The sequence below is a fragment of the Nonomuraea sp. NPDC052129 genome, from assembly GCF_040680095.1.
In the GTDB taxonomy this organism is placed as follows: Bacteria; Actinomycetota; Actinomycetes; order Streptosporangiales; family Streptosporangiaceae; genus Nonomuraea.
The window spans coordinates 561,987-586,947 of record NZ_JBFAVX010000002.1 but is presented as its reverse complement, the minus strand read 5'-3'; the positions used below and the strand labels follow the sequence as shown (position 1 = coordinate 586,947).

20 protein-coding genes and 1 pseudogene are annotated in these 24,961 nt (G+C 69.6%); 4 read left to right on the top strand and 17 right to left on the bottom strand.

The features are described from left to right. Nucleotides 1-29 precede the first annotated feature (29 nt). From AB0L53_RS07380 to AB0L53_RS07325, 12 genes are all read right to left on the bottom strand, one after another. Nucleotides 30-3,995: a metallophosphoesterase gene (locus tag AB0L53_RS07380; RefSeq protein ID WP_363991702.1), complete on the bottom strand. Its 3,966-nt coding sequence runs from the start codon at nt 3,993-3,995 to the stop codon at nt 30-32. A 239-nt stretch (nt 3,996-4,234) separates the two neighbouring features. Continuing rightward, entirely contained in the window at nt 4,235-5,134 is a 900-nt protein-coding gene (locus AB0L53_RS07375; RefSeq protein WP_363991699.1) for a CHRD domain-containing protein, read from the bottom strand. A 146-nt stretch (nt 5,135-5,280) separates the two neighbouring features. After that, entirely contained in the window at nt 5,281-7,116 is a 1,836-nt protein-coding gene (locus tag AB0L53_RS07370) for a glycoside hydrolase family 97 catalytic domain-containing protein (RefSeq protein ID WP_363991696.1), read from the bottom strand. 110 nt (nt 7,117-7,226) lie between these two features. After that, a complete protein-coding gene (locus tag AB0L53_RS07365) occupies nt 7,227-8,933 on the bottom strand; it encodes a protein kinase (protein WP_363991693.1) in 1,707 nt (568 codons plus the stop codon). Nucleotides 8,934-9,095: 162 nt separating this feature from the next. Further along, on the bottom strand, nt 9,096-9,983 hold the full coding sequence (locus AB0L53_RS07360; RefSeq protein WP_363991689.1) for an amidohydrolase family protein: 888 nt from the start codon (nt 9,981-9,983) through the stop codon (nt 9,096-9,098). Nucleotides 9,984-10,001: 18 nt separating this feature from the next. Further along, nucleotides 10,002-11,171: a VWA domain-containing protein gene (locus tag AB0L53_RS07355; protein WP_363991686.1), complete on the bottom strand. Its 1,170-nt coding sequence runs from the start codon at nt 11,169-11,171 to the stop codon at nt 10,002-10,004. After that, on the bottom strand, nt 11,164-12,039 hold the full coding sequence (locus tag AB0L53_RS07350; RefSeq protein WP_363991683.1) for a MoxR family ATPase: 876 nt from the start codon (nt 12,037-12,039) through the stop codon (nt 11,164-11,166). Before AB0L53_RS07350 ends, AB0L53_RS07355 begins: the two co-directional genes overlap by 8 nt. Further along, nucleotides 12,036-12,338: an EthD family reductase gene (locus AB0L53_RS07345; protein ID WP_225295367.1), complete on the bottom strand. Its 303-nt coding sequence runs from the start codon at nt 12,336-12,338 to the stop codon at nt 12,036-12,038. The genes AB0L53_RS07350 and AB0L53_RS07345 overlap by 4 nt, the downstream gene beginning before the upstream one ends. Beyond that, nucleotides 12,332-13,351, bottom strand: coding sequence for a molybdopterin cofactor-binding domain-containing protein (locus AB0L53_RS07340; RefSeq protein ID WP_363991680.1), 1,020 nt, complete (start codon nt 13,349-13,351; stop codon nt 12,332-12,334). Before AB0L53_RS07340 ends, AB0L53_RS07345 begins: the two co-directional genes overlap by 7 nt. Nucleotides 13,352-13,353: 2 nt before the next feature. Beyond that, a complete protein-coding gene (locus tag AB0L53_RS07335) occupies nt 13,354-14,802 on the bottom strand; it encodes a molybdopterin cofactor-binding domain-containing protein (protein ID WP_363991677.1) in 1,449 nt (482 codons plus the stop codon). Beyond that, nucleotides 14,799-15,305 carry a (2Fe-2S)-binding protein gene (locus AB0L53_RS07330; protein WP_363991674.1) on the bottom strand — a complete coding sequence of 169 codons (507 nt, stop codon included), beginning with the start codon at nt 15,303-15,305 and terminating at the stop codon, nt 14,799-14,801. The genes AB0L53_RS07335 and AB0L53_RS07330 overlap by 4 nt, the downstream gene beginning before the upstream one ends. Nucleotides 15,306-15,353: 48 nt before the next feature. Then, on the bottom strand, nt 15,354-16,208 hold the full coding sequence (locus tag AB0L53_RS07325; protein ID WP_363991672.1) for an FAD binding domain-containing protein: 855 nt from the start codon (nt 16,206-16,208) through the stop codon (nt 15,354-15,356). A 96-nt stretch (nt 16,209-16,304) separates the two neighbouring features. Here AB0L53_RS07325 and AB0L53_RS07320 point away from each other — a divergent pair, with 96 nt between their 5' ends. Both AB0L53_RS07320 and AB0L53_RS07315 read left to right on the top strand, forming a co-directional pair. After that, entirely contained in the window at nt 16,305-16,982 is a 678-nt protein-coding gene (locus AB0L53_RS07320; RefSeq protein WP_363991669.1) for a GntR family transcriptional regulator, read from the top strand. Beyond that, nucleotides 16,942-17,295, top strand: a complete 354-nt coding sequence (locus tag AB0L53_RS07315) for a hypothetical protein (protein WP_363991666.1) — start codon at nt 16,942-16,944, stop codon at nt 17,293-17,295. The genes AB0L53_RS07320 and AB0L53_RS07315 overlap by 41 nt, the downstream gene beginning before the upstream one ends. Before the next feature lie 511 nt (nt 17,296-17,806). Here AB0L53_RS07315 and AB0L53_RS07310 read toward each other — a convergent pair. Next, entirely contained in the window at nt 17,807-18,259 is a 453-nt protein-coding gene (locus AB0L53_RS07310; RefSeq protein WP_363991663.1) for a DUF6292 family protein, read from the bottom strand. Between the two features lie 369 nt (nt 18,260-18,628). Here AB0L53_RS07310 and AB0L53_RS07305 point away from each other — a divergent pair, with 369 nt between their 5' ends. Together AB0L53_RS07305 and AB0L53_RS07300 are read left to right on the top strand one after the other, a co-directional pair. Then, nucleotides 18,629-19,096 (top strand): hypothetical protein, encoded by a 468-nt coding sequence (locus tag AB0L53_RS07305; RefSeq protein ID WP_363991660.1) that lies wholly within the window; start codon nt 18,629-18,631, stop codon nt 19,094-19,096. A gap of 106 nt (nt 19,097-19,202) precedes the next feature. Further along, the gene (locus tag AB0L53_RS07300; RefSeq protein ID WP_363991933.1) at nt 19,203-19,769 is read left to right on the top strand and encodes a hypothetical protein; all 567 of its coding nucleotides are present in this window, start codon (nt 19,203-19,205) and stop codon (nt 19,767-19,769) included. 39 nt (nt 19,770-19,808) lie between these two features. Here AB0L53_RS07300 and AB0L53_RS07295 read toward each other — a convergent pair. The 4 genes and pseudogenes from AB0L53_RS07295 to AB0L53_RS07280 form a co-directional block, all read right to left on the bottom strand. After that, nucleotides 19,809-20,078 (bottom strand): annotated as a pseudogene (locus tag AB0L53_RS07295) (hypothetical protein); the annotation flags it as partial. Nucleotides 20,079-20,402: 324 nt separating this feature from the next. Next, a complete protein-coding gene (locus AB0L53_RS07290; RefSeq protein ID WP_363991657.1) occupies nt 20,403-21,209 on the bottom strand; it encodes an ATP-binding protein in 807 nt (268 codons plus the stop codon). Continuing rightward, the gene (locus tag AB0L53_RS07285; protein ID WP_363991654.1) at nt 21,199-22,068 is read right to left on the bottom strand and encodes an MEDS domain-containing protein; all 870 of its coding nucleotides are present in this window, start codon (nt 22,066-22,068) and stop codon (nt 21,199-21,201) included. Before AB0L53_RS07285 ends, AB0L53_RS07290 begins: the two co-directional genes overlap by 11 nt. A gap of 290 nt (nt 22,069-22,358) precedes the next feature. Then, a complete protein-coding gene (locus AB0L53_RS07280; protein ID WP_363991652.1) occupies nt 22,359-24,734 on the bottom strand; it encodes a glycoside hydrolase family 6 protein in 2,376 nt (791 codons plus the stop codon). Nucleotides 24,735-24,961: the final 227 nt, after the last annotated feature.

The window sequence follows — 24,961 nt, the reverse complement described above, 5'->3', positions numbered from 1 at the left end:
CCCGGACCAGGTCCGGGGCGGCGGATGGATCAGCGGTTGAACCAGTGGTACATGGGCGAGTCAGGCCCCCACTTGCCCGGACGGCCGTCCTTGTCCTTCGTGACGAAGACGCTCGGCTCGGAGGCGGTCACACCGCCGCCGGCCGAACGTGCCGTGACGAACCAGGCATAGGCCGTGTCGTCCTTGAGCCGGTCCCAGGTGACCGAGGCCACCTCGCCCGACGTCACCGTGCTCTTGCCGATGATCCGGCTGGGCTTGTAGAGCGCCAGGGAGTCGGTCTGGAAGCTCGTCGTACGGGAGGTGAGATCGACCGGCAGCACCATGTTGTCCTCCTTGCCGTTGTAACGGCGCAGCGGATCGAACTCGGTGGCGCCGAAGTCGTTGAGCAGCGGCGAGTAGGTGTCCACGCTCAGCTCCGCCCGCTTGACGTTGAACGACAGCAGCCGGAAGAAGCTCGCGCCGAACTGGAGCTGGTCGTCCGGCTTGTACCCGCCGATCTCGGTGAGCCCGAGACGGTCGGCCGAGACCGTGTAGAACTGGTAGTCCGCCAGCAGCTCGACGACGCCGTTGCCGACCTGGCCCACCTTCGGCTTCACGTTGGTGCCCACGCCGTGCTCGTGACCGGCGAGGATCAGGAAGACGTTCGGGTTCTTCTCGACCACGGTCTTGTACAGCATCGAGCCGTCGGGCGCGGAGAATCCGGCGCCGCGTCCGTCGGGGTTGGTGCTCGGCACGAGGTAATCGTGGGAGAGCAGGATGCCGTTGCGGCCCGGGAACTTCTTGAAGATGGAGTCGGCCCATTCGGCCTCGTCCCTCGTCACGCCGTACGACAGGCCGACCACGACGAAGTCCAGCCCGCCGGCGGAGAACAGGTCGTAGTGGTTCTGGTTGTCGCCTTCCTTCCACGGCCCGCCGTACTTGGCGTGCTGCCAGCCTTGTGAGGCGTCCTGGTACCGGTTGGGGCCGTAGTACTTGTTGTAGATGGCCTCCGGCCCGTCCTCGGTGCCCGACTGGTTGTCGTGGTTGCCGGCGATCACGCCGTTGGGGATGTTCGCCTCGTCCAGCACGCGCTGCTGCTTCGACGACACCTCGAACTCGCCCACGACCTGCTTCTGCGTGGCCTCGTCGGCGGGCTTGCGGATGTTGTTCTCGATGATGTCGCCGGTGTGCGCGACGTAGGAGATCTTGCGCTGGTCCTTGTTCGCCTTGATCCAGTCGACGATGCCGGAGTAGGCACGCTCCCACACCGCGCGCTCCTCGGGCGTCTCCTGTTCCACCGCGCCCTCGGAGATGTACTGGGTGTCGGTGAAGTGGACCATCGAGAAGTCGTACGTGGCGGGGTCGGCGAAGCCGTTGGGGTCGCCGGGCTCGACGTCGTCGGCGAACGGGTCCTCACCCGTCACCATGACGTGGACCTGCCGCCTGTCGATGTACTTGGTGTCGACGACGGCCGTGAGGGCGGTCTTGCCCGTGGCGGCGCCGCGGGCGCTCGTCAGCAGGTCCCACGTCTTGGCCTTGGTGTTCCACACCCGCAGCGCGACCAGGCGCTCGGGGTCGATGACGCCCTCCCAGCGCAGGACCGGGGCGTCCACGTGCCCCTCGACCTGGACGTCGAACCGCTGGTACGTCATGTCCCGGCCGGTGGGCGCGTCGAGCGTCTTGCCGTCGGCCGGGTCGAGCCCGTCCGTCCTGACGCGCTTCTCACCCGGAACCTGCAGGGTCGTGGGAAGGGTCTGGGTCGTGCCCTGGTACGCCTGGTCCGGCGCCAGGATCTTGGCCTCCGAGAACGTCGCCGTCAGCCGGCCGCCATCGGGCTCGGCGACCTTCGCCGAGAGCTTCACGGGATCCGACACGTCGACACTTCCCAGCGCCGGGGTCAGCTCGGCGGGGACGTCCGGGATGCCCGCGGACTCGAAGACGACCTCGCGGACCGCGGTGTTGCCGAGACCGTCGGCGCCGGTCACGGCCAGCGTGTGCTTGCCGGCTCGAAGACCGGGCCCCACCTTGGCGCCCAGTTCGATCGGCTGGCCGTCGAGCTTGACGTCCGGCCCGGACACGACCGCCGAGGCGTCCTCGAGCTTGACGTCCAGGATCACCGAGGCGGTGATCTTCTCGTTCGCGGCCGGGACGCTCTTGGCGACCTTAGGCGCCGAGTTGTCCGTGACCAGCAGGCGCGTGGCGGCCTTGCCCGCGGCCGACGTGGCCTCCAGCGTGTGCTTGCCGTCCTTGATGGCCTTGGTGTCGAGGTCGGCGCGCAGGCCGCGGGCCTGGGCGTCCACGAGGAACTCCAGGTCGATCTCGGTCAGCGGGTTCACGTTGTCGCCGCAGTTGCCGTCGCCCATGCCGTACGAGGTCTTGACCATCTGGCCGGTCGCCGTGCCGCCCACCGGGGTGAGGGCGATGTTCGAGATCGCGAAGTCGTCGCGGTTGCTGCCGCACGAGGTCGGGAAGGTGCCGGCCACAAAGTCGATGGTGTTCCAGCCGGGCACCAGGAACTCGTTCGGGATCGTGAAATCGACGCGGCGGCTGACGAAGTCGCCGTCGAGCACGACCTTCTGACCGTTGACAAGCAGGTAATTCTGGTAGCGCGCCTCGATCGAGTTGGTGCCCACGTTGAAGCTGAGCGTCGCGTCGCCCGAGCCGAGCGTCTCGATGACGTGCACCGCCGGGGCGTCGATCGAGTAGCGCAGCTCGGCCTCGCGCAGGGCGCTCTGGTTGCTGCCGCAGGTGCCGTCGCCCATCTCGTACGACGACTTGATGTCCTGGCCCTTGACGGTGGCCCCGTCCAGGGCGAGGTCGAGGTTGGCGATGGTGAAGTCGTCGCGGCCGTTTCCGCAGGTCTCCTTGTAGTCGCCGGTGACGAGCTTGATCGTGTTGTCGCCGGGGACCAGGAACCTGGCCGGGACCGCGACGGTCACCCGCTGGTTCACCCAGGAGCCGCCCAGGTCGACGCGCTTGCCGTTGACGAGCAGGAAGTTGTCGTACTTGTCGTCGATCGAGTCCGCGCCCACGTCGAAACTGAGCTTCGCGGCACCGTTGCCGAGCGTGGCCTTCGTGACGGGCTCGGCGCCGTCGACGGTGAGCGACTTGACGCCGCCCTCGCCGGTGGCCGGGACGTTCGCGAAGACCGGCTTGGTGCCCGCCACGAGCGTGCCGTCCGTGGGCATCAGCCGCGGCGCGCCGGCCGGGGCGTTGTTCACGGTCACGGTGTTCTTGACGCTCGCCCCGGCCGCGGTCGTGGCGGTGATGGCGTGCTCGCCGTTGGCCAGCGTCGTCGTGTCCACTTCCGCCGCGAGACCGGTGGTGCCCTGCGGGTCGGCCTGGACGAAGAACTTGAGCGTGGCGCGCTTCAGCAGCGAGGTGTTCGTGCCGCAGCTGCCGTCGCCGAAGGACAGCGTGTACGGGTTGTCCTCACCGTCCGCGACCTCGCCGAGCAGTTCGAGGCCCACGTCGGACAGCACGAAGTCGTCGTAGTTGGTGCCGCAGGAGGACTGGACCGTGCCGACGACGATCTCAACGGTGTTCTCGCCCTTGACGAGCTGCTCGTTGGGGATGTCGATGGTGGCCCGTTCGTTCACGTAGTCGCCGATGTCGCTGCGGTGCGCGCCGTTGACGAGAACGTAGCTGTGGTACTGCGCCTCCGTGGAGTTGGAACCCACGTCGAAGCGGAGCTTCGAGACGCCCACGGTCTTGGTGGCGTTGACCGCGGCGCCGTCGATGGCGAGTTTCGTGACGCTGTCCCCGGCCGCGACCGGGGCTGCCACGACCTTCACCTTGCCCTCAAGGTAGGACCCGCTGATGGGGGTGAGGGTCGGCGGGCTCTGGGAAGTGGTCGGCGTCGGGGTGGGCCGTCCCCGATCCGCGTCCGTCGGCCCGGGGTCGGCGTACGCCGCCGTCACGAGGCTGCTCACGAGTAGCGCCACGGCCGTGCCGACGGCGGCCAGGCGCCCCCGGCTCCGTACGCCGCCGAATAAATGTCTTGCTGCTGGCCGCATCAGGCGCAGTCCCTTCACTTGCATGCTCACACGGACAACCGGCCAGGCCGGTTGCCCTCAAGCGGACACGTTGGAGCGCACATGTGAACGCTGTGCATGGAGAGACTGACGGGAAGAAGAACTGTGCGTGCTCGCTGCCGCCGCCGTCGGCCATGACCTGGTCGATCACCCGTCTCTATAGGGCTCACGCGCCGTGCTCGCATGGCGCGTGAGCCCTTGCCCTGCAGGGGTGGGACGGCTTACCAGTCGCCCTTGTAGAGCTGGCCGCGCACTGCGCCGCCCGGGAACTCGGCGGTGTGCAGGTTGGCGTACCAGTTCTTCGGCTTCTTCCAGATGCGGCGGGCCACCGCTATAGAGGTGGTCGTGCTGCCGGCGATGCCGTTGACGCTGGCGGGCAGGCCCTTCTCGGCGGCGAAGAAGGGCACGACCACCGGCCCGTTCTTGCCCTTCGGGGCGCGGTGGATGTGCGCGCCGACCGGTGGCCCGACCCCCGCCCACGCGGCGGCGAACCACACCCGGTTGCCCTCCGGCTGCACCAGCCACCCGGCGCGCCCGTCGCGGTCGCCGACCTTCATGCCGGGTGCCGGTATCTCCTGGCGCCCGTCGGCCCGCGTGGTGAGCGTGGCGCCGAACCCGTGCGCCAGCACCGACTCCAGCTCCACCGGGCGGATCCGGTACAGCTGGGCCCGTACGGCGCCGCCGCCGAACTCGGCGTTGTGCAGGTTGGCGTACCACTTGCCGGGATGGCTGACGATACGGCTGAGCAGAGCGCCGTCCTGCACCTGGACCGTGCCCTTGACGGCGTGGAACGTGGTGGGCAGCGCCTCGACGAAGAACGGGACCCTGACGTCGCCGTTCTCACCCGCCTCGCCACGGTGGATGTGGAACCCGCTGGGCGCGTCTACTTTGCTCCACCGGACGGCGTAGTCGACCCGGTTGCCATGGATGCGGAAAACGGCCAGCGCGCTTCCGTCCGCGTCACCTACCTTCATGCCCTGGGCGGGCACTTCGTTCGCGCCTTTGAGCGACGCGGCCAGGTAAACCGGGGTGGTCGCCTGTGCGGAAACCGGGCTGAGCGAAGTGGCGATCAGTACGAGGGAGGCAGCAAGGCCGGGGACAATGAGGGTGCGCATGTTCATGATTACCCTTTCCGTTCTCTCTCGGCCTGGTACGGCTGCCTCCCTTGTGGGGTTCAACTGCGGATAAAAGCGCATTCTCGGTGATATGTGGAAAAGGCCGTGACACGGTGGCGCTGACCTCGGGAAACGACGCGTCAGAGGCAGCCTCAGCGGGCGCAGGTCGTCAGACCGGGGCGCCAGCGGCAGGCGATGGCGGCGAACCCGCCCTCCGCTATGACCTCCACCGGCAGCGTGCCGCCCTGCACCACGTGCGCCTCACGGACGAGCCCGTCGGCGCCGTCGCCGGTCACCTCGACCAGCCACCGTCCCCGCAGGAAGCCCGTCGGCACCTGCAGCGTCCGGGCCGCCCCGGAGACTCCGGCGCCGATGAACCAGCGGTCGCCGCTGCGCCGGGCCATCACCGTGTGGTCGGCCGGCTTGCCGGACAGCAGCCGCGTCTCGTCCCACACCGTGGGCACCTGGTCAAGGAAGCGCTCGGCCTCGGGCCGCGCCCGGTACGCCTCCAGCGACCCGGCCAGGTTCTCCAGCCCCGACTCGAACACCACCGACAGCGCCAGCTCATGCGCGTCGGAGGTGGGCCGGCTGGGGCGCTGGAAAGCCATCGGCGTGTAGTCCATCGAGCCGATCTCGTTCCTGGTGTACGGCAGGGCTGCCAGGTGGCTGGTGGTCAGGTTCGACGACTTCTCCGCGCCGTGCACCCCTTCCATGCTCATGACCTGGGGCCACGTGCGGTTGATCCCCTTGGGCACGGTCGAGCCGTGGAAGTTGACCATGAGCTGGTTGTCGGCCAGGTCGCGCAGCGTCCCGTCGTACCACTGCAGCCGCTCCTGCGCCTCGGAGTCGATGAAGTCCAGCTTGACACCCTTGACACCCCATTGACGCAGCAGCCCGAAGCGCTGGACGCGCTTGTCGTGGGTGTCGAAGTCGGAGAATCGCAGCCAGGTCATGATGCCCACGCCGCGCGCCTTCCCGTACTCGACGAGCTCGGGTATCCAGGTGAACTCGGCCGTCCGATCCGTCCAGGCCCGCTCGCCGGTGACCGGATCGTCGTACCAGCCGGCGTCCACCAGCACGTACGGCCAGCGGTGCTGCGCGGCGTAGTCGACGAACTCCTTCTGCTGCTCAAGGCTCTGCTGCACGCTCCGGCCACCGGCCAGCCAGCTCCACAGCACCTTGCCCGGCTTGATCCACGAGGTGTCGGCGACCTGGGATCCGGGCGCGAGGTCGTCGACGAGGGTGGACTCGGTGACGGTCGCGAGGTCGCCCGTGACCATGACCCGCCAGGGCGTGGTCAGGCCGTGGTCGTAGGGGACCCGCGCGTCCCAGAGGGCGATCTTGTAGGTGCCCTGGTCGCTTACCAGGCGGGGACCCGTGTAGGAGCCATTCAGCGCCGATTCGGCCAGCAGGAGGTAGTTATGGCCCACTCCGAACAGGGCGGGCATCTGGTATTCGGCCGGGGGGACGTCGGCGTACTGGATGAACGGGTTCTCGTAGTCGCGGCGGTGGCCGGCCAGCCAGGCGGTGGACCCGGCGGGGACGGCGAACGCCGACGCCTCGCTGAGGACGGCGCCCGCGCCGGGCAGTTCGTAGCGGTAGGCGACGCCGTCGCGGGCGGCCCTGACGACCAGGTCGAGCTTGGCATCTCCGCGGGCGAAGCGGAAGCGGGTCTCGTTCATCACGGACAGGCGATTGAGGCGCTTGCCGGCCGTGGTCGTGTACTTCTCGACGACCACGCGGCCGGAACGGCCGGTCAGGCTCAGGCCGGTGGTGAGGTCGGCCTGTTCCGTGGTGACGCCGAGCGGGCTGGGTTCGAGTACGGTCGCGCCGTCCCGTGACACGGCCACGGACGGGCGGCCCTGCGCGTCGAGGTGGACGGTGGCGACGGGCCCACCTGTGGGGGCCTTGACGGTCCAGGAGTCGGTGGGGGTGGTGGGAACGGTGAGCAATCCGGCGAGCAGTGTGCCGGTGATAACCCAGTGCAACTGGTGCCTCCCGAGAGGGCTGGGGTGTGCAACCGATTGTACTGGTAATTAACTTCCTCAAGAATTGAATTGTCCAGCGGCGACGTCGCTGCGCCCTTGAGGGCTGTGGGTCAGCACATGGTCCACGAGGTCGACTTGGTGCGCTGTGTCGGCGAGGTGAGCCGGAAGACGACCGTGTGCTTGGTACCGAGCTCGGGGGTGATCTGCTTCTTCGACCCGAAATAGTCGCTTCGGCCGTAGGACGGGATCCGCCTGGAGCCGCTCTCGATCACCTGACCGTCGACGAGCCACTGGTAGGAGAACGCGGCTCCCATCTCGGAGGAGTCGATGCCGATGCCGAAGCCCAACGAGCCCCTGTAGCAGGTGATCCCCGCGTCGTTGATCTTCGACGAGCCGGCGACCCGCACGTAGGCGAGGCTGAAGGAGGCGGCCTTGGTCTTCTTGGTCGCGGTCGGCGACGGTCGGGTTGTCGTCGGTTTCTTCGTCGCCGTGCTCGTGGATTTGTTCGTAGGCGTGCTCGTGGGCCTCGGCGTGTTCTTGGGCGTGTTCTTGGGGGTAGAGCGGATGGGCGTGTGCTCCTGCGACGGCTCGGGGGTGGAGGGCGCGTGCGTGGGCTTGGGGGTGGAGCGCGAGTGCGTGGGCTTGGGAGTGATCGGTGAGGTCTGCGTTTTCTTGGGCGCTGCGGTCTTTTTGTGCTTGGTCGTGGTGGCGGAGGGGGACGACTCGCTGGAGTTCGCGGCCAGAGCCGATAGAGCGGCGCCCCCGTTCAGCGGGCCTTTCCAAACGACGACGCCGGCCGCCAGACACACGGCTACCACTCCGGATACGCCCGCGACCAGCGGAAAGCGACGACGCGGCCGCGCGGGACGCTGACCGCCACCTGCGGGAGCGTGCCCCGGACCGGGTGGGGCGTACCCGGGGCCGGATGGAGTGTGCCCGGAGCCGGGTGGGGTGTGCCCAGAGCCTGGCGGGACGTATCCCGGGCCGGGCGGGGCGTGCTGAGGCGCTGGCGGCATGTGCTGGTTTCCGGCGCTGTTGGCGCCGCCGAGCAGGCGCAGCAGGACGTCCTGCATCTGTGGGCGGGCGGCCGGGTCCTTGGCCAGGCAGGTGTACACGACCGAGCGCAGCGGCTCCGGCAGGTCGCCCAGGAAGGGCTCCTGGCTCAGGATGCGGTTGATGACCGCGGGCAGCGAATCCTCGCCGAACGGCGGCGTGCCCGTCGCCGCGTACACCATGACCGAAGCCCAGGCGAAGACGTCCGCCGCCGGGCCGACGTACGCGCCCGCCAACTGCTCGGGGGCCATGTACGCGGGCGTCCCGACGACGCTGCTGGTGACGGTGACGGCGGAGTCGGCGACGCGGGCGAGGCCGAAGTCGACGACGCGCGGCCCGTCGCGGCCGAGCAGCACGTTGGCGGGCTTGAAGTCGCGGTGCACGATGCCCGCCTGGTGGATGGCGGTCAGCGCGGTGGCCGTGCTGACGGCCAGGCGCTGCAGGTCGCCGCCGCCATGGCGGCCCGCCTGCTGCAGGGAGGGGCCTTCGACGTACTCGCTGACGATGTACGGACGGCCGCCCATCGACGCGTCGAGCACCTGGGCGATGCAGAACGGCTCGACGCGCCGGGCCGCGGCGATCTCCTTGGCGAAGCGGTCGTCGCCGCCGACGGACTGCCGCAGCACCTTGACGGCCACCGGCCGCCCGTCCGGGGCCTGGCCGAGGTAGACGATGCCCTGGCCGCCCTCACCGAGACGCCCGACGATCCGGTAGGCCGCGATCACCTCGGGGTCGCCGGGGCGCAGGGGTTCGGCATTCGGCATGAGTGGAGTGACTCCTCTGACGGCCGGAACGGACCCCATGCACCTTAACGAGATAGATCCCGATTTTCAGGCACGTTACGCGATCTCCACCGCAGCCGCAGCCGCACGCGAGCGCGGCGTCGCGGGCACACCGTCGCGGCGGGCACACCGTCGCGGAGCCGGTCAGAGGCGGTAGACGCGGGTGGCCGTCGCGGCGAACACGTCCCGGATCTCCCCAGCGGATCGCCCTGAGAGCACGTCCTGCCAGGTAGAGAGCAGGGTGGGCAGGTCGGTCCAGAGCTTCTCGATCGGGAAGTTGCTGCCCCACATGCACCGACGGGAGCCGAACAGCTCCAGGCACGTGGCCGCCACCCGCTCGATCAGCGACCGGTCCACCCGGTGCACGAAGGTGCCCTGGCCGGTGAGCTTCACCACGACATTGGGCCGCTCGGCCAGCAGCCTCAGGCCAGCGGTCCACTCCGCGACGGCCGGCGGCTCGGCGCCCACCGGCATACCGGCGTGGACCAGCACGAACGTCACGTCCGGGAAGTCGGACACGAGGGCCGCGGCGTCGGCCATCTGGGCGGGGAACACCTGCAGCTCGAACAGCCACCCCAGCTCGGCGAGCACGCCGATGCTGCGCCGGAAGACGGGATCCTTCATGCGGTCCGGGGCGGCGGCGAAGCGGAACTCCGGCCGCTCGTGCCAGTGCAGTTGCAGCCGGGTGCCACGAACGAGCGGGGTCAGGGCGGCCTGCCGGCGCAGCACGTCGGCCGCGCCCTCGTCGAACAGGTCGGCTGAACCCACCACGGCGGTGGGCCAGCCGGTCTCGGCGTGTACGTCGCGCAGCCACCGCACCTCGTCCACAGAGCGGTCCAGCGGCCAGTTGGCCTGCACGTAGACGGCCGAGGTGATGCCACAGGCGGTGGCCTCCCCGACGTACTCGGAGGCGGGGTAGTCGCGGCGGATCGGCTCGTACGGGCCGAAGATGCGCGGGACCATCTCCCCCTGGAGCCAGGGCAGGTCGGCGGCCCGCCATATGTGGTGGTGGGCGTCCACGATTCCATCCAAAACTATTCCGTCCAAAACTTAAGCTCCCAGGGGTGGCGAGGTGGACCAACGCCGCGCCGCGGTGTGGCGGGGGCCGGACAGGACAGCGGGGAGGCGGCGTACCTCCTCCAACGCGGTGGGCAGATCGCGTACGCCGCCGAGGTGGTCCAGGCTCGGGAGCTGGGCGGCCATGGCGCGCGTGGCGGGGCGGTAGGTCGGCGAGCAGGCCAGCGGGGACCACCAGACGAGCCGGTGGCCTAGCCGCGACAGGCGGGCCGTGGCGCGCACCATGGGGGTGCAGTCGCCGCGTTCGAGCCCGTCGGACAGCACGATCACGAGCGCGCCTCGGGCCAGCGCCGCGAACCGCGGGTTGCCCAGGAAACGCGCCAGCGCCGCACCGATCGCCGTACCGCCGTCCGCGTCCGTGACCAGCGCCGACACCGCCCGCAGCGCCTGATCGGCGTGCGGGTGCGACAGCGCGGCGGTGATCCGGGTGAGCCGGGTGCCGAAGGTGAACACCTCCGTACGGGCCGGCGCCGCGCGCAGCGCGGTGTGCGCGACGCGGAGCAGGTCCGGGGTGTGCAGCCGCAGCGAGCCGGAGACGTCGACCAAGATCAACAGGCGGCGCGGACGCGGCGGGCGGGCCAGGCGGCGAAGCTCGATGATCTCCCCGTCGTGGCGATGGGCGCGCCGCCACGCGTGCCGTACGTCCAGCCGGTCCCCCGACCGGGCCGGGCGGCGGCGCCGTGACGGGGTTGCGGGCAGTACGGCGGGCCAGGTGGCTTCGAGCGTGCGCATGAGCGCGTGCCGCTGTTCGCCGGTCCGGCCGAACTCGCGCGTGCCGTAGGTGCTCAGGGTGCTGGCCTCGATGCCGTCGCCCGGCCGTACCTCACGCGCTGGGTCTTCCTCACCGGGTCCGCCGGGGGACGGCGCGCCGCCCTCGTCGCCTTCGGGCGGCGGGTCTGCCCCGCAGGGTCCGCCCTGCCGGAACCAGGCGTCGAAGACCCGGTCGAAGGCGGGCAGGTCGCCGACGTCCTGGAGCAGGGTGATCCGGGTGTACCAGTACAGCGTGGTCAGGTCGGGCGGCGGGGACTCGGCGATCGCCCGGAGCAGGTCAGCCCGCTTGGTCGGCGCGGCGGGCACGCCCACGCCGCGCAGCGCGGTGAGAAACCCCCAGAGATGGTCCGCTGCGGGGGTCAGGTCAGGCATCGTCGAACATCTCCTCCGCGTGCGCGAGGAGCAGCCGGGTGTCCTCCTCGTCCTTGATCAGCAGGCCGAGTGCCCGGCGCAGCGCCACGGGCCACGGGCTACCGCCGTCGGCCAGCGCCAGCGCGCCGCGCGCCCACTCCACCGACTCGGCGATGCCGGGCCGCTTGAGCAGCGGCAGCCGTCGTACGTGCTGCACCGCCCGTACGAGCCCCTCCGCCGCCCGCTCCTCGAGCCCGGGAACGGCCGCGCGTAGGATCGCCCGCTCGCGGTCCGGCTCGGGGAAGGCGATCCAGTGGTAGAGACAGCGCCGCTTGAGCGCGTCGTGCAGCTCGCGCGTGCGGTTGGAGGTCAGCACCACGATCGGCGGCGTACGCGCCCGCACCGTGCCCAGCTCCGGGATCGTGATCTGGAAGTCGCCCAGGAACTCCAGCAGGAACGCCTCGAACTCGCTGTCGGCCCGGTCGATCTCGTCGATCAGCAGCACCGCGCCCCGCTCGGCCTGTACGGCGCGCAGCAACGGCCGGCGCAGCAGGAACTCCTCTCTGTACAGGTCGCCGACGTCCTGGCCACGGCTCTCGGCCACCCGGACCTGGAGGAGTTGCTTGGGGTAGTCCCACTCGTACAGCGCCTGGCCGGAGTCCAGCCCCTCGAAGCACTGCAGGCGGATCAGGTCCAGGCCGGTGACACGCGAGAGCACCGCGGCGACCTCGGTCTTGCCGACGCCCGGCTCGCCCTCCAGCAGGAGCGGCCGGCCCAGCCGCAGCGCCAGGTGGATGGCCGTGCACAGCCCCTCCTCGGCGAAGTAGCCCGCCCCCTCCAGCGCGGCGGCCAGCTCGCCCTCGCGCCAGAGCCCGGCGGCGGCGCTCACAACTGGGCGTGCTCGGTGGTCAGCAGGTGGACGCGCTGGGAGGTGTGCGCGGCGGCGTCGGCCGCGGCGGCCTTGCCGTCCTCGGAGCCGAACGCGGCGGCGCGGGCGTCCTCGTCGTCGAAGTACAGCTCGTTCACCGAGTCGTAGGCCCCGCCGTCGCCGGTGGTGACGCTGACCGTGTACTTGCGCAGGCCGGGCAGCCTCTTGGCGAACTCGACGTGGTCCTCCACCACCCACTTGGCGAACTCCTCATGGGACAGGCCCTCGGCCCGCTTGAGCAGGGAGACTACTTTCAGCATGATTCCTCCACTTTCAGGCGCAGGGCGTCCAGCCCGCGCAGGACGCGTTCGGGGGTGAACGGCATCGACTCCAGGCGCACGCCGCAGGCGTCGAAGATCGCGTTGGCGATGGCCGGGATCGGGGCGTTCGCCGTCATCTCGCCGATCCCCTTCGCGCCGTACGGACCGTTTCCGGCCGGCCGCTCAAGGAACAGGCTGTGCTGTACGGGAATGTCGGCGGGGCCGGGCATCAGGTACCCGGCGAAGTCGCGCGGCCCGTGGTCGCGCGACGGGTAATAAGGCTCGGTGGTCTCGAACAGGGCGTGCGACACGCCCATCCAGGCCCCGCCCTCCACCTGCTGCGTCGCCATGGCCGGGTTGAGCGCCCGGCCGATCTCGTACGCGTTGTACAGCTCCAGCACCTCGACCACCCCGGTCTCGTCGTCGACCTCGACGACGGCGGCCGTACACGCGTGCGCCTGGCAGGAGTCGGGGTCCATCTCCCCCGTCTCGGGCACCGGCGCGCTCGGCTCCTTGAGGTAGATGCCGCGGCCGGAGATCGTCCGCCCGTGCTTGAAGTGCGCGGCCAGCGCCAGGTCGGTGATGTGGATGCGCTTCTCCTCCGCGCCCTTGAGCCTGATGAAGCCGGTGCCGTCGGTCTCCAGGTCGGCGGCGTCGACCTCCAGTTCCTCGGCGGCGACCTCCAGCATCACGCCGCGTGCCTCGGCGGCGGCCATGATGACGGCGTTGCCGACGCGGTGGGTGCCGCGGCTGGCGAAGGTACCCATGCAGTGCGGGCCGGTGTCGGTGTCGGCGGTGTCGACGAGCACGTTCCCGATCGGCAGGCCGAGCGTCTCGGCGGCGCACTGGGCGGCGATCGTTTTGATGCCCTGGCCCAGGTCCACCGAGGACAGCGAGATCACGAACGTGCCCGTGGTCGTGGCGTGGATCAGTGCCTGCGAAGGGTCGCCGCCCAGGTTCATCCCGGTCGGGTAGTTGACCGACGCGTACCCGCGCCCGCGCAGCAGCGCCATCGCTACAGCCCCTCTCGGGTCGTGGAGGACATGCGGCGGAACGCCTCCGGCAGCTCGTGCCCGGCCATCTCCGCCGCCTTCTGGATCACCTCGACCAGGGCCGTACCCTCGGCGACCTTGCGGTGGGCCTTGAGATCCCCGTCGCGGTAGGCGTTGAGCAAGCGCAGCCGCAGCGGGTCCAGGTCCAGCGCGCGGGCGATCCGATCCATCTGCGACTCCAGCGCGAAGTCGGCGATGGTCACGCCGAACCCGCGCATGGCGCTGGAGGGCGTGCGGTTGGTGAAGACGCAGTGGCAGTCGGCCCACACGTTCGGGATCGAGTAGGGGCCGGGCAGGTGGGCGGCGGCCTTGGTGGTGCCGTACGGGGTGTGGCGGGCGTACGCGCCGGCGTCGACGTACAGCGTGACCTTGCGGCCGATGATCCGGCCATCGGCCATCACCGCGTCCTTGATGTAGATGCGCTCGGCCGCGCGCGGCGAGGAGACCTGCATCTCCTCGGCCCGGTCGTAGACGAACTTGACCGGGCGGTCGGCCGCCATCGCCGCCACGCACGCGACCGGCTCGACCACCACGTCCACCTTGCCGCCGAAGCCGCCGCCGACCGTACCGCCGACGATGCGTAACTTGTTGAACGGCGTCTCCAGGATCAGCGCCGTGTTGTCCAGGGTGAAGAAGCACGCCTGGGTGTCGGAGTGGATGCGCAACCGCCCGTCGGCCTGCGGGACCACGACGCAGCCGGTGGTCTCGGTGGGAGCCTGCTCGATCGGCGCGGACTGGTAGCGCCACTCGAAGACGTGATCGGCCCGCGCGAACGCCGCCTCCACATCGCCGAACCGGATCCGCCGGCAGTGGTGGCCCTCGTAGATGAAGTGGTTCTGCCCGTGGTACTCGTTGACCAGCGGCGCGCCCTCCTTCAACGCCTCCTCGACGTCGAAGACCGGCGGCAGGTCCTCGTAGGCGACCCTGATCCTGGCCGCGCCCTCCAGCGCGGCCGCCTCGGTCTCGGCGACCACGGCGCAGATGGGCTCACCGAGGTAACGCACCTTGTCCACGGCCAGGATGGGCTCGTCGTCGGGCCCGACGCCGATCAGCTTGAGCGGGGTGTAGAGGTTGTTCGGGATGTCGGCGTGGGTGAGGATCCGCAGGACACCGGGCACGGCCAGGGCCTCGGTCAGGTCCACGTCCAGGATCCTGGCGTGGTGCCGGTCCGAGCGGTGCATCTTGAGGTGGGCGAGCCGCGCCGGGGCCACGTCCTCGAAGAACTCGGTACGGCCGGTGACGTGGCCGCGCGCGTCGGACCGCTGGACCACCGAACCGATCACGGTGAAATCGCCACCGCCGTCCACCCTTGTGCGCGCGGCGGCCCGCTCGTCGGCGAACGTACTCGTGTCAATGGGAGCGAGCCGGTACGCGGGGGCGAGCCGGTCTTTGGGGGCGAGCCGATCCGTCATCGCGCCACCGCCTCCTGCTTCTGCTGGGGCTGGGCGCGCCGGCGCCTGGCCGCCTCCAGGATGGCGATCACGATGGGCCGGTAGCCGGTGCACCGGCAGACGTTGCCCGAGATCGCCTCCACGACGTCCTCCTCGCTCGGATCGGGATCCCGTTCGAGCAGCGCCTCGGCGACCATGATCATGCCAGCCGTACAGAAGCCGCACTGAGTGGCGAAGCAATCGACAAAGGCGCTCTGCACCTCGTCCAGCTCACCACCGGTGGCAACCCCCTCCAGCGTGCGGACCTCGCGACCGGCGACGGTCTCCACCGCGACCAGGCAGGCCACCTCGGGCCGGCCGTCGACCAGGACGGTGCAGGTCCCGCAGGCCCCCTGCGAACAGCCGCGCTTGGCCGCGGTGAGCCCCAGCGACTCACGCAGACTCGCGAGCAGCGTGGCCCCTGGCGCGGCGATGAACTCCCGCTGCTCACCGTTGACCGCGAGCGAGACGATCTGTGACGGCACGGTCCACCTCTTTCTGTCGTGTCACGAACTACCCGGGGACCATCGTGGTCACCGCACCACGGGAGGGATGAACGCGCGCCGCAGATGCACGGGCAGCACCCGCCTCCGATACCACGCACTGGCGTAAGCGTCATCGAAGGGGTCGATGTCGCCACGGGCGGCCGCCTCACCCGCCTCGGTGAGGACCTCGTGGGTCAGCGGACGCCCCCGCAGCAGGCGCTCGGCCGACACCGCGCGCACCGGACGCGGGGCGACACCGCCAAGCGCGATCGTGGCGGAGGTGACCACGCCATCGGAGGTCACCAGGCCGTCGGAGGCGACGACGCCATCGGCAGTACGGGTCACGGAGGCGACGGTCACGATCGCCGCCGAGTTGAGGCGGCGGCGCATGGCCTTGTGGTAGTACCAGGTGCCCGGTTCCGGCACCGTAGCCCGTACCGCCACGACGACCTCGCCCGAGCCGACCCCAGAGCCCAGCACCTCGGCCACCGGTGCGTCCCGCCGACCGTCCGGCCCGGCGATCTCGCAGGTCGCGTCGAGGGCGAGCAGACACACGGCCAGGTCGCCGTACGGCTGCGCGACGAACAGGTTGCCACCCACGGTGGCCTGGTTGCGGATGGTCGGAGAGGCGATCGTCCGCAGCGCCGGGCGCAGGAAGGCGAGCCCGGGATGCTCGCCGACGGCGGCGAGGGTGGCCGCCGCCCCGATCCTGGCCACCCCGTCGCGTACCTCGACGCCGTCCAGCCCCGCCCGGCGCAGACTGACCAGCTCGGTCGCGGACGCGGCCCCGCTGTTCACCAGCGGCATCACGACGGTGCCGCCACCCATGATCCAGCCACCCCGCGCCGAGCAGGCGACCACGGCCTCGGCGGACTCCGGCACATGCACCGCCTGGATCACCATGTCGCGGCCCTCCCAGCCCTCGGCGTGTAATTATCGATAATTGATTATCGAGGTATCGTAGTCAAGACAGCTATCGATAATCGGTAGGATCACTCCATGGCTGATGAGCCCTCCAAGCTGCCGCGTCTCACGCTGGCCCGGCAGATCCGTGACTCGCTGGTCGGCAGGATCGTGTCCGGCCAGTTCAGGCCCGGCGAGCGACTGGTGGAGACCCGGCTCGCGGCGACCTACGGCACCAGTCAGGCGCCCGTACGCGAGGCGCTGCGCGAGCTTGAGGTAATGCGACTGGTGGAGACCCAGCCGCGCCGCGGCACCTTCGTCCGGCCCTTCGTCCAGGAGACTCTGCGGGAGAGCTACGTCGTACGGGCGGCGCTGGAGGAGACGGCCACCCGGCTCGCCCTGCTGGCCGGGACCATGCCGGTGGAGGCGCTGCGTACGGACGTGGCCGCGATGCGGGCCGCCGCCGAGATCGGTGACGGCGAGGCGTCGGCGCGGGCCAGCGTGTCCTTCCACCGGCGCATCGTCGAGGCCGCGCACAACGAGCTGCTCAAGCTCTCATGGGAGGGCCTGCAGATCGAGGCACGCACGTCGGTCACGATGGTCGCCACCGAGGTCGACCTGCACGACATCGTCCGCGACCACGCCGACCTGCTGGCCACGATCGAGGCCGGCGACCTGGAGACCGCGTGCCGGCACGCCCGCGACCACCAGTGGCACTACGCCGACCTCCCGCATGACGCCCACGGCCGCACCCGCGACTCCGCCGCAGGCTGACCACCCCGACCTCCAGCACGACTCTCATTCGCCGACCAAGAGTTGGACGACCCGTAGCGGGAAGTCCAAGGCCCGCGTGCTCCAGATCGCCGCCCGGTGCTGGGGCGCGGGCGCGCACATGACGGTCTACCTCCAGTACGAGCGGCCCGGCCCACTCGGGTACAAGATCGTCAAGGATGGCCAATGGGACTGCACCGGCGCCAACGGCTACATTCGCATGCACAATGCGAAGATCGGCGGCACGTTCCGCGCTTACTTCGTGCTCAACCGCAAGCACACTGTTGAGTACTGGGCGCAAAACTGGATGCCCTAGATCGAGCGGTCCGCCCTTTCAAAACGGGGCCGGGTCGTCTTCGATCGTGATCGTTCCGGCGGACCTCCTCAGGTCGCCAGAGGTCGGCTCCGCGAGCGGTGGCTCGGTGGGGGCGTCGTGGGGTGGCTGCGCGGGTCGGGAGAGGCCGTCGGCTCGGTGCCCGTGGCAGCCGGAGGCGATGGGGGACCGGGGCGCGTTGCTCCAGCTTGCCGCCCATGCTCATGGACTCGGCAACTCAGCCAGCGTAGAGGCGAGTCACCGGCTATGGGATTGGATGCCATCGAAGTTCCCTTCGGCCGGAGGTTTCTCCCGCCACATCGATGACCAGCCTGTTGACCTCTCCAACTGCCCCGCCACGGCGCTGATCATTTCGAATGTGTCCTGTCTCGTTGGACTTGAGGCATAGTGCATCTCTCACCTGCGGTGCATCAGATTGGATGAGACAACGCCGAGCGGGACCGTCTCGTCGATCACGAGGCATATCGATGAAACTCACCGTGGTGCGCCGGAATCACTTGGGCGCCTCGCCGGGGTAGGCAGCCAGGGCGGCTTCGAAGTCCAGGTTGTGCTTGATGGCCATGCGGTACTTGCGGCGGGGACCGATGCCCAAACGCTCCTTCCCGGCCAGAACCGAGTTGACGAGCCGTGCCATCCGGACCGGTTCAGGCAGCACACCCAGCTCGAGGTCGTAGTAGGTGTAGGCAAAACCTCGTACGGCACCGGGCTCGTTGACGTCGAGCAACGCCCACCCGTGCTCCTCGTCCCATTCGAGGCTCATCTCAACGGAGTTCCCGAAGTCCGGAATGTGCCAGTAGCGGTCCAGGAGCGAGATCGTCAGGGCACGCTTCAACTTGCCCGGCTCCCCGGCCCGTGCGGCGCCACTGTTCTCGATGCCCGCCGCCGTCAGCGCGTTCGCTACGGCCCAGCCGTAACTGATGGCGTCGGCGCGTTCCCGCTTGGTCATGACCCGGTCCTTTCAACGTGTCCGGTCCCATTAATCGTGTCAGTCGATCAAGCTGTGACCTGGTGTTCGCCAGGTTGATCGACACGATCGGGACCAGTCGGGGTCCAGGCTGTCGGATCGCGTATTCTGCCGTGTGTCGATGTCCCAGGGATCATGTCACTCGCCTGGACCTAGGAGCTGGGGCGCGACAACTGTTATGCGACAGCGGGTGTCCGAAATCTCGGTCAACCTTGCAGATTTAGCCCATGTTGATCTTTGGTGGGCGCAGGCCTAGGCAGCTGACCGACGCACAAGACGGCCGCTCATGCCGATGGCAGCGCGTCGGCTACCTGGTTGATCACATCAGGCGCATAAGCCATGCTGGGCACTGTGAGCGATGGGTACGTCCGTTTGATTCCGACCGACCGAGAGTGGCAGCCCACACTCGAGCATGCTGCTGCGGCAACGGCTTATGTAACCCAGCTGTTCTCTCGTCCCGAAGACGACGTTGAAGAGGTCGAGCACGAGTTTTACGACCAAGTCACTCTGATCGACGCCGGCGAGAACACCACTCGGATCTCTTGCTCAAACTGCGACGGAGACATCGATGTGCAGTGGCTCAATGACCTGGTCGAGGAGAACGGCGAGAGCATCGGCAGCCTGGATGTCTCAGTGCCGTGCTGCGGCTCGGTCGTCGCCCTGGATTCGCTTCGTTATGACTGGCCCATCGGATTCGCCCGATTCGAGGTGAGCGTCATGAATCCGGTTCGCGCCAAGTACGAACTCGATGCCCAAGAACTTGACGCCGTAGCCGCACTTCTCGGTCATCCTGTCGCCCAGATCCTCGCGCACTACTGATGGCACCAGCCTGGCCGGGCCTCAGCTGAGACAGAGATCGGCCTTTTCTTAATGAGGATGGCAGTTTGGTACGCGAGAGCAGGGCGGGAATGTTCTGGTCATCGAATTGAAGGCGATGCTCGACGGCGGTGAGGAACGCATCAGGACTCTGGTGAGGGCGCCGACACAAGAGGCTGGTGAGGGTGACGGTCTCGGGATAGGTGACGAGTTCGACGCGGTCGGGGCCCGGCCGGTGTGGGTCGCCGTAGGGGTCTTCGTCGAGGTGGGAGAGGCGTTGCTGCCAGCGGTGGATCAGCTCGGGTGGGCCGTTGTTGCTGGTCAGCCAGGAGGCTGTCAGCTGTTGGGCTTCGTGGTGTTTCCAGCTGAGGAGCAGGGGATCGGGCTGTCCTCTGAGGAGCCGTCGGTGCCGGTTGTTGGCGTGCAGTACTTCAGGGAGTTGGTGGAGTGGCCGCAGGTCGCCTCCGCCGTGCCAGCGACCGTGAACGGCGGAGATGCGTTGATGTGGGTAGGTGCGCTGGAAGGCCATGCCGCGAACTCCTCGGCGGGCTGCGCAGAAGAGGCAGGCCACTGCCTTCCATGCGGTAGCGATCAGCTGGATCGTCAGGGGCGGTTGCGGGGATGGGGCGAAGATCTCGTGGAGTGCGGGCAGGGCTCGCTGGAGCACGGTGGTTGATCGGCCAGTGAGCACGGCCAGGTTGGTGATGGAGTCGGGTGTCCACCCGATGACGTTGTCGGCGTCTCTGTCGTGGTGGTGGCTGTGGCCGATCTCATGGGTCAGCTCCCGTATGGTGAGGTGGTTGGCATCGGCCAGCCGGTTGAGGTAGGAGCCGACAAGCTCTGCCGGGAGCGGTGGCAGCGGGATCGGCAAGAGCCGCGGCTGGATCGGCTGCGCGGCGAACGCCACCACCTCCGGATCGAAGTCCAGGAGGATCGCATGATCGCGCCTGCCGACCTCGTGACAACTACGACAAGCAAGTGCCATCTTGGGCGCGCAACGACAACGCGCGTCCGGGCGCTGGGACGCCACGTCCAGCAAGTTATGGCCAGCGCCCATAGGCGAATGACGCAGCCCAAGAGTGACACCGTCCGTGGCGTTCCACGAATCGCGAAGCCGCTTGGCCGGGACGTCTGAGGGCGCTCACACCGGAACCCCAGCCACGGCGGACCGGCACGCCCCCCGTCAGACCCGGTGCGGATTGGTGATCATGGCGGCGCGGCGCCCGCTAAGCTGCTCCGGCCCCCTACACAGAGCGCGGAAAGCCCCCGATGCGCGAAATGAAGTTCTTCTGGTCGGCAGCGGTGGGCTCTAGTGGCCGGTGTTGTCGTAGGTGAAGGAGACGAACCCGAGGGAGTCAAGGCGTCCCTGGTGCTCCGTCGAGAGTCCGGCCAGGGCCATGGTCGCGCCCGGAGCGGCGGCGACGTGCTCCTGTGAGGTGACGAGGGCGGTGATGCCGGTGGAGTCCCAGAACGTCATGCCGCTCAGGTCCAGGACCAGCCGGAGGGGCTTGGTCGTCGAGATCAGGTCCTCGACGGTGGCGATGACGTCCGGAGCCGTCCGCTGGTCGAGGTCGCCCACCAGGCTCAATGTTGTGCGGCCGTTCTGGGCGTGGCGGGTCAGCTTGAAGGCCGGGCGGAGCGGGCTGGGCAGCGCGAAACCCACGGTGACGACGGTGCCGCCGGGACCATGGCTCACGGTGTGGAAGTCGCTGAGGAAGCGGGCCATCCACAGCCCATGCCCGAACTGGTACGGCCATCCAGGAGTCCCCTGCTCCGGGTGAGCGGCGCCGCTGTCGACGACCTCGCAGCGCAGCATGCCGTCCGCGATCTCCAGGCGTACCGATCCGCTCCCGGAGCCGTGCAGAATGACATTGCTGGCCAGCTCGTGCCCGATGAGGACCATGTCCGAGGTTCGGCCCTCGGGCAGCCCCGCCTGGCTCGCGTGCGCCTCCAATGTCGCCCGCAGCGCATAGAGCGAGTCGCGGTCGAAGGGCTGATCCAGGAGTACGGCCGACTCGACCGGCCCCTCCCCATCTCGCTGACTCTCCAGACGACGCTGGCCCTCCACCTCGCCGGAGGGCGACGCCGGACGGTCAGGTGGCCGGTTACCCGTCATGAGTGGCCACCAAGCTGAGTCCGGGCACCGCGGAAGCGCCGAGCAGGGCGAATCGCGGGTGGATGGCAGGGCTGCAGCGCAGTGTCGCTTTGCGAGGCGTGGGCAGGCTGCGGACGGCGTCAATGATCATACGAGCGCTGGACAGGTCGATGAAGGAGAGTTCGGCCATGTTAACGGTGATGTCGTCATCGACCCGGATGGTTTCGCTCAAGGCCAGCCTGAGCGCGTCTTCGGCCGACCGGTCGAGCTGCCCGGCCAGCCGTATGCCCGGCGGGGCGTACTGGCGGCAGATACGCAGCAGCGCGTCGTGGTGATAAGTGGCCGCGGCGACCGTATGGGTGTGATAGCTCGAGACCGAGGCGAGGGTGATCGGGTCGAAGCGTTCGCGGTCATACTGGCACAGGATCGCCGCGCCGCCGCCCGCCAGGGTCGCCGCGATCTCCTCTTCGAAGGCCGGCAACTGCTCGATGCCGCTCACCGGCGTTAAGGCCCAGCTCATGTCGAGCGCCACACGCAGTCCGGGATAACCCTCGCGCGCCGTGCGTACCATCTGATCGCGCAGCCACCGCGTGGCGTGCTCCGCGGTGAACGCCTGCCCGTCCAGCAGCCCGTCCTTGCAGGTCATGACCATCATTCGCCCAGCCGTCGTTGCCTCCCGCGCGACCACTCCCCGCCGGCCCAGCTCCGCCAGACTGCGCGCCGGCTCCTCTGCCAGCCAGACGACGCGCTGCCCCTCGGCCAGTCCGTCCCGGACGAAGGCGGTGGTGAGGTCGAGCAACTCCTCATGCTCCCCGAATGTCAGGCAGGCATGATCGTTGATGGTCAGATCCGTGATCTGCGTTTCAGCACCGACCGTCACCCATGCCACCTTCCCGATCGCGGCCACCTCCCGGAGCACGCATCGTTGCGGAACTTAGAGTAGTGACCAGCAGACCGTAAGGCATTCGGGGTGCCGCCCGTAACTCTTCCCCGCCCCATCTGCCCGATGAGCGCCGTCATAATCCGTGGATCGCGGATTCAGGCGCCACTCCGTCCCCCTCCGACGTGCTGTTTCTCGACTCGGGCTCCCGTCCGCTAGCGAGTCTATGACCGTCTGTTGTGGGGGCGGCAGGGCGGCCGCCCGCAGCGGGTACGGCAGGGTGGCCCCCACTATGGGGCACCGGCCGGCAGCGGCGGGACCGCGTTCCGTGCCCGCTCAAGGGCCTGGTCGGGCCACCACTGGCCGGCCGCCGGGGTGACGATGCCGTACGCCGGGTCCGCCGGTCCCCCGGTGCCCCGCGTGCACTGGCCGTTGGAGAATCCCGGGCTGTTGAGCCACAGCGACGCGTCGGCCAGTGGGCTGCCGGTGTCGGCGGTCGGCCGGGCGCCCGCGCCCCTGCCCGGAGGGTTGCACCATTCGTCCGGTGCCGGGAACCGCCCGGCCGGCGGCTGCCACTCGCCCGTCCCGTTGCGGCTGGTGTCTACGACGAAGTGCGGCAGGCCGGGCGTGTCGTCCGGCACGGCGGCGAGGGCCGCGTCGGCGCACGGGGCCGTCCGCGAAGCCGCCCTCAGGTAGACGCACTTCGACAGCTTCGCGGCGTACGCGAGTGACCGGGCGGTCGGGCGGTAGCCGACCGCGTTGACGTAGAAGCCGTCGGCGCGGACCGCTCCCGCGTTGACCAGCCGGTCGGCGATCTGCGTGAACGCCGGCCACCCCGCCAGCCCGCCGTCGAGGTAGACGGCGGTGCCGGCCAGGCCGGTGAGGGTCTCCACGGCGTAGGAGAGGTCGGCATACCGCTGGACGGCGGCGGCCTCCCCGCCCTGCGGGCACTCCGGGCTGCCGGGCAGCCGGGCCAGGGCGCTGGGCTCCAGGGCGACGACGGCGGGCCGGTTTCCGATGCCCTCGGCCACGGCGTCGATCCAGGTGCGGTAGGTGTCGGTGTTCGGGGCGCCGCCGTTCCAGCAGTCACGTCCCGGGATGTTGTTGGTGACGAACACCGGGACGGTTCGCTGCCGGTCCGCCTGGGTGACCGTCTCGCGGACCGTACGGGAGATGTCTGCGGGTGAGCCGCCGCTGAGCCAGATGGCCTGGGGGACCTCCGACAGGGCCCGCATCAGGGCGGCGTCGGCCGTTCTGCCCTGTGCCGACCAGGTCCGCGCCTGGCGGGCCGCGTCGGTGTCCGGCTGGACGTAGAAGCGGACGCCGGCGACGCGCAGGGGGTTCTCGCCGGGGAGTTTCCGCCACCGCGTGCCCGCGTCCTGCGCCACGGCGGGGTTCCCGGCGGGACGCGCGGACAGGCCGGGAAGCAGCGGGTCTCGGTGGGTGATCGCCAGGGAGGTGAAGACGGCTCCCGCCGTCACCAGGGCGAGTGCGGCGCCGCCCCACACCCACCGTCGTCTCGACACCCGCCGTCGCGATGTGGCCCTGCGGCGTCGTCGCTGGTCCTTGCCCGCGCTGGCACCTACGCCGCCGCCTGGCTCAGGGGTGGTCGGCTGGCTCCTAGAATCGCCGCCCGGCGGCTCGGCCCTTAAGGCTCCCGGTGACGCGCCCGGCGGCTCGGCCCCTGCTCCGGATGGCGTGCTCGGAGGCTCGGGGTCGGGCGCGACGATCGGGGCCTCACGCACGGGGGCAGGTGGTCGTGCGACGCCGAGGCGGGGCTCGGTCGCGAGCGTGTCGGCCGGGGTCGGAGCCGGGACGGCGGTGGGCGGGAGGCGTCTCGTCGGGCCTTCGGCGAACGCGTCCACGAGCTCCGCCGCCGTGGGCCGCGCCGCCGGGTCCTTGCTCAGCGCCCTCGGCACCAGCTCCCCGAGAACCCCCTCCAGCTTGGGCAGTACGGGATCATCGTGGACCACCCGATAGAGCACCTCGTGCCCCGCCCCGTAGCCGAACGGCGGCTGCCCGCAGGCCGCGAACACCACCACCCCGCCCCAGGCGAAGACGTCGGAGGCCGTCGCGAGCGGCAGCCCCCGTACCTGCTCCGGAGACATGTACGCCGGCGTGCCCATCCTGGTGACGGAGAGCGTGGTGGAGTCGGCCGCGAAGGCGAGGCCGAAGTCGATGACCTTCGGACCCCCGGGGGACAGCAGCACGTTGGACGGTTTGAGGTCCCGGTGGACGACGCCCGCCGCATGGATCGCCCCCAGCGCGACCGCCATGCTCATGGCGAGCCCTTCAAGCTCCGAGCCCACCATCGGGCCCCACTCCTTGACCGCGCTGTACAGCGTCGGCCCCGGCACGTACTCGGTCACGACATAGGCCAGGTCGCCGTCCAGATCGGCCTCGAGCACGGGAGCCGTGGAGAAGCGGGCGACCCGCTGCGCGGTGGCGACCTCGCGGCGGAAGCGCCGGCGGAACTCCGGGTCGCCGGCGAGGTGCCGGTGAATGACCTTGATCGCCACCAGTGTCCGCGCCCCGCCCTCGGCGAGGTAGACCACGCCCATCCCGCCCGCGCCGAGCCGGCGGATGATGCGATGGCCGCCGACCAGCCGGGGATCACCGCCGATCGTCCCGTCCACCGTGTCGCCGCGCTTGGTGCCGTGTGCCATCGCCTGCCCATCTAGAAGACGCCAGGTCCTGTCCAGAAAGGCGCCAGGTCCTGCTGACGCCTGCAGGCAACAGGGCTTTCCGCTCCAGACAGTCGTCAGAAGGTACGGCTCCCGCGGCACCCGGGTTCAGGCACGCCGCGGACCGCCGAAATACGGCAACCCGTGAATCGGGCATTAACCTGCCCCGATGATCCGTTACGTATCGTGAGATCCACTCTGACGACGAG

Bases quoted from the DNA above. Each gene is read 5' to 3' on its own strand.
- AB0L53_RS07380 (WP_363991702.1), bottom strand. From the start codon at position 3,995: ATGCGGCCAGCAGCAAGACATTTATTCGGCGGCGTACGGAGCCGGGGG.
- AB0L53_RS07375 (WP_363991699.1), bottom strand. From the start codon at position 5,134: ATGAACATGCGCACCCTCATTGTCCCCGGCCTTGCTGCCTCCCTCGTA.
- AB0L53_RS07365 (WP_363991693.1), bottom strand. From the start codon at position 8,933: ATGCCGAATGCCGAACCCCTGCGCCCCGGCGACCCCGAGGTGATCGCG.
- AB0L53_RS07355 (WP_363991686.1), bottom strand. From the start codon at position 11,171: ATGCCTGACCTGACCCCCGCAGCGGACCATCTCTGGGGGTTTCTCACC.
- AB0L53_RS07345 (WP_225295367.1), bottom strand. From the start codon at position 12,338: ATGCTGAAAGTAGTCTCCCTGCTCAAGCGGGCCGAGGGCCTGTCCCAT.
- AB0L53_RS07340 (WP_363991680.1), bottom strand. From the start codon at position 13,351: ATGGCGCTGCTGCGCGGGCGCGGGTACGCGTCGGTCAACTACCCGACC.
- AB0L53_RS07335 (WP_363991677.1), bottom strand. From the start codon at position 14,802: ATGACGGATCGGCTCGCCCCCAAAGACCGGCTCGCCCCCGCGTACCGG.
- AB0L53_RS07325 (WP_363991672.1), bottom strand. From the start codon at position 16,208: ATGGTGATCCAGGCGGTGCATGTGCCGGAGTCCGCCGAGGCCGTGGTC.
- AB0L53_RS07320 (WP_363991669.1), top strand. From the start codon at position 16,305: ATGGCTGATGAGCCCTCCAAGCTGCCGCGTCTCACGCTGGCCCGGCAG.
- AB0L53_RS07315 (WP_363991666.1), top strand. From the start codon at position 16,942: ATGACGCCCACGGCCGCACCCGCGACTCCGCCGCAGGCTGACCACCCC.
- AB0L53_RS07310 (WP_363991663.1), bottom strand. From the start codon at position 18,259: ATGACCAAGCGGGAACGCGCCGACGCCATCAGTTACGGCTGGGCCGTA.
- AB0L53_RS07290 (WP_363991657.1), bottom strand. From the start codon at position 21,209: ATGACGGGTAACCGGCCACCTGACCGTCCGGCGTCGCCCTCCGGCGAG.
- AB0L53_RS07280 (WP_363991652.1), bottom strand. From the start codon at position 24,734: ATGGCACACGGCACCAAGCGCGGCGACACGGTGGACGGGACGATCGGC.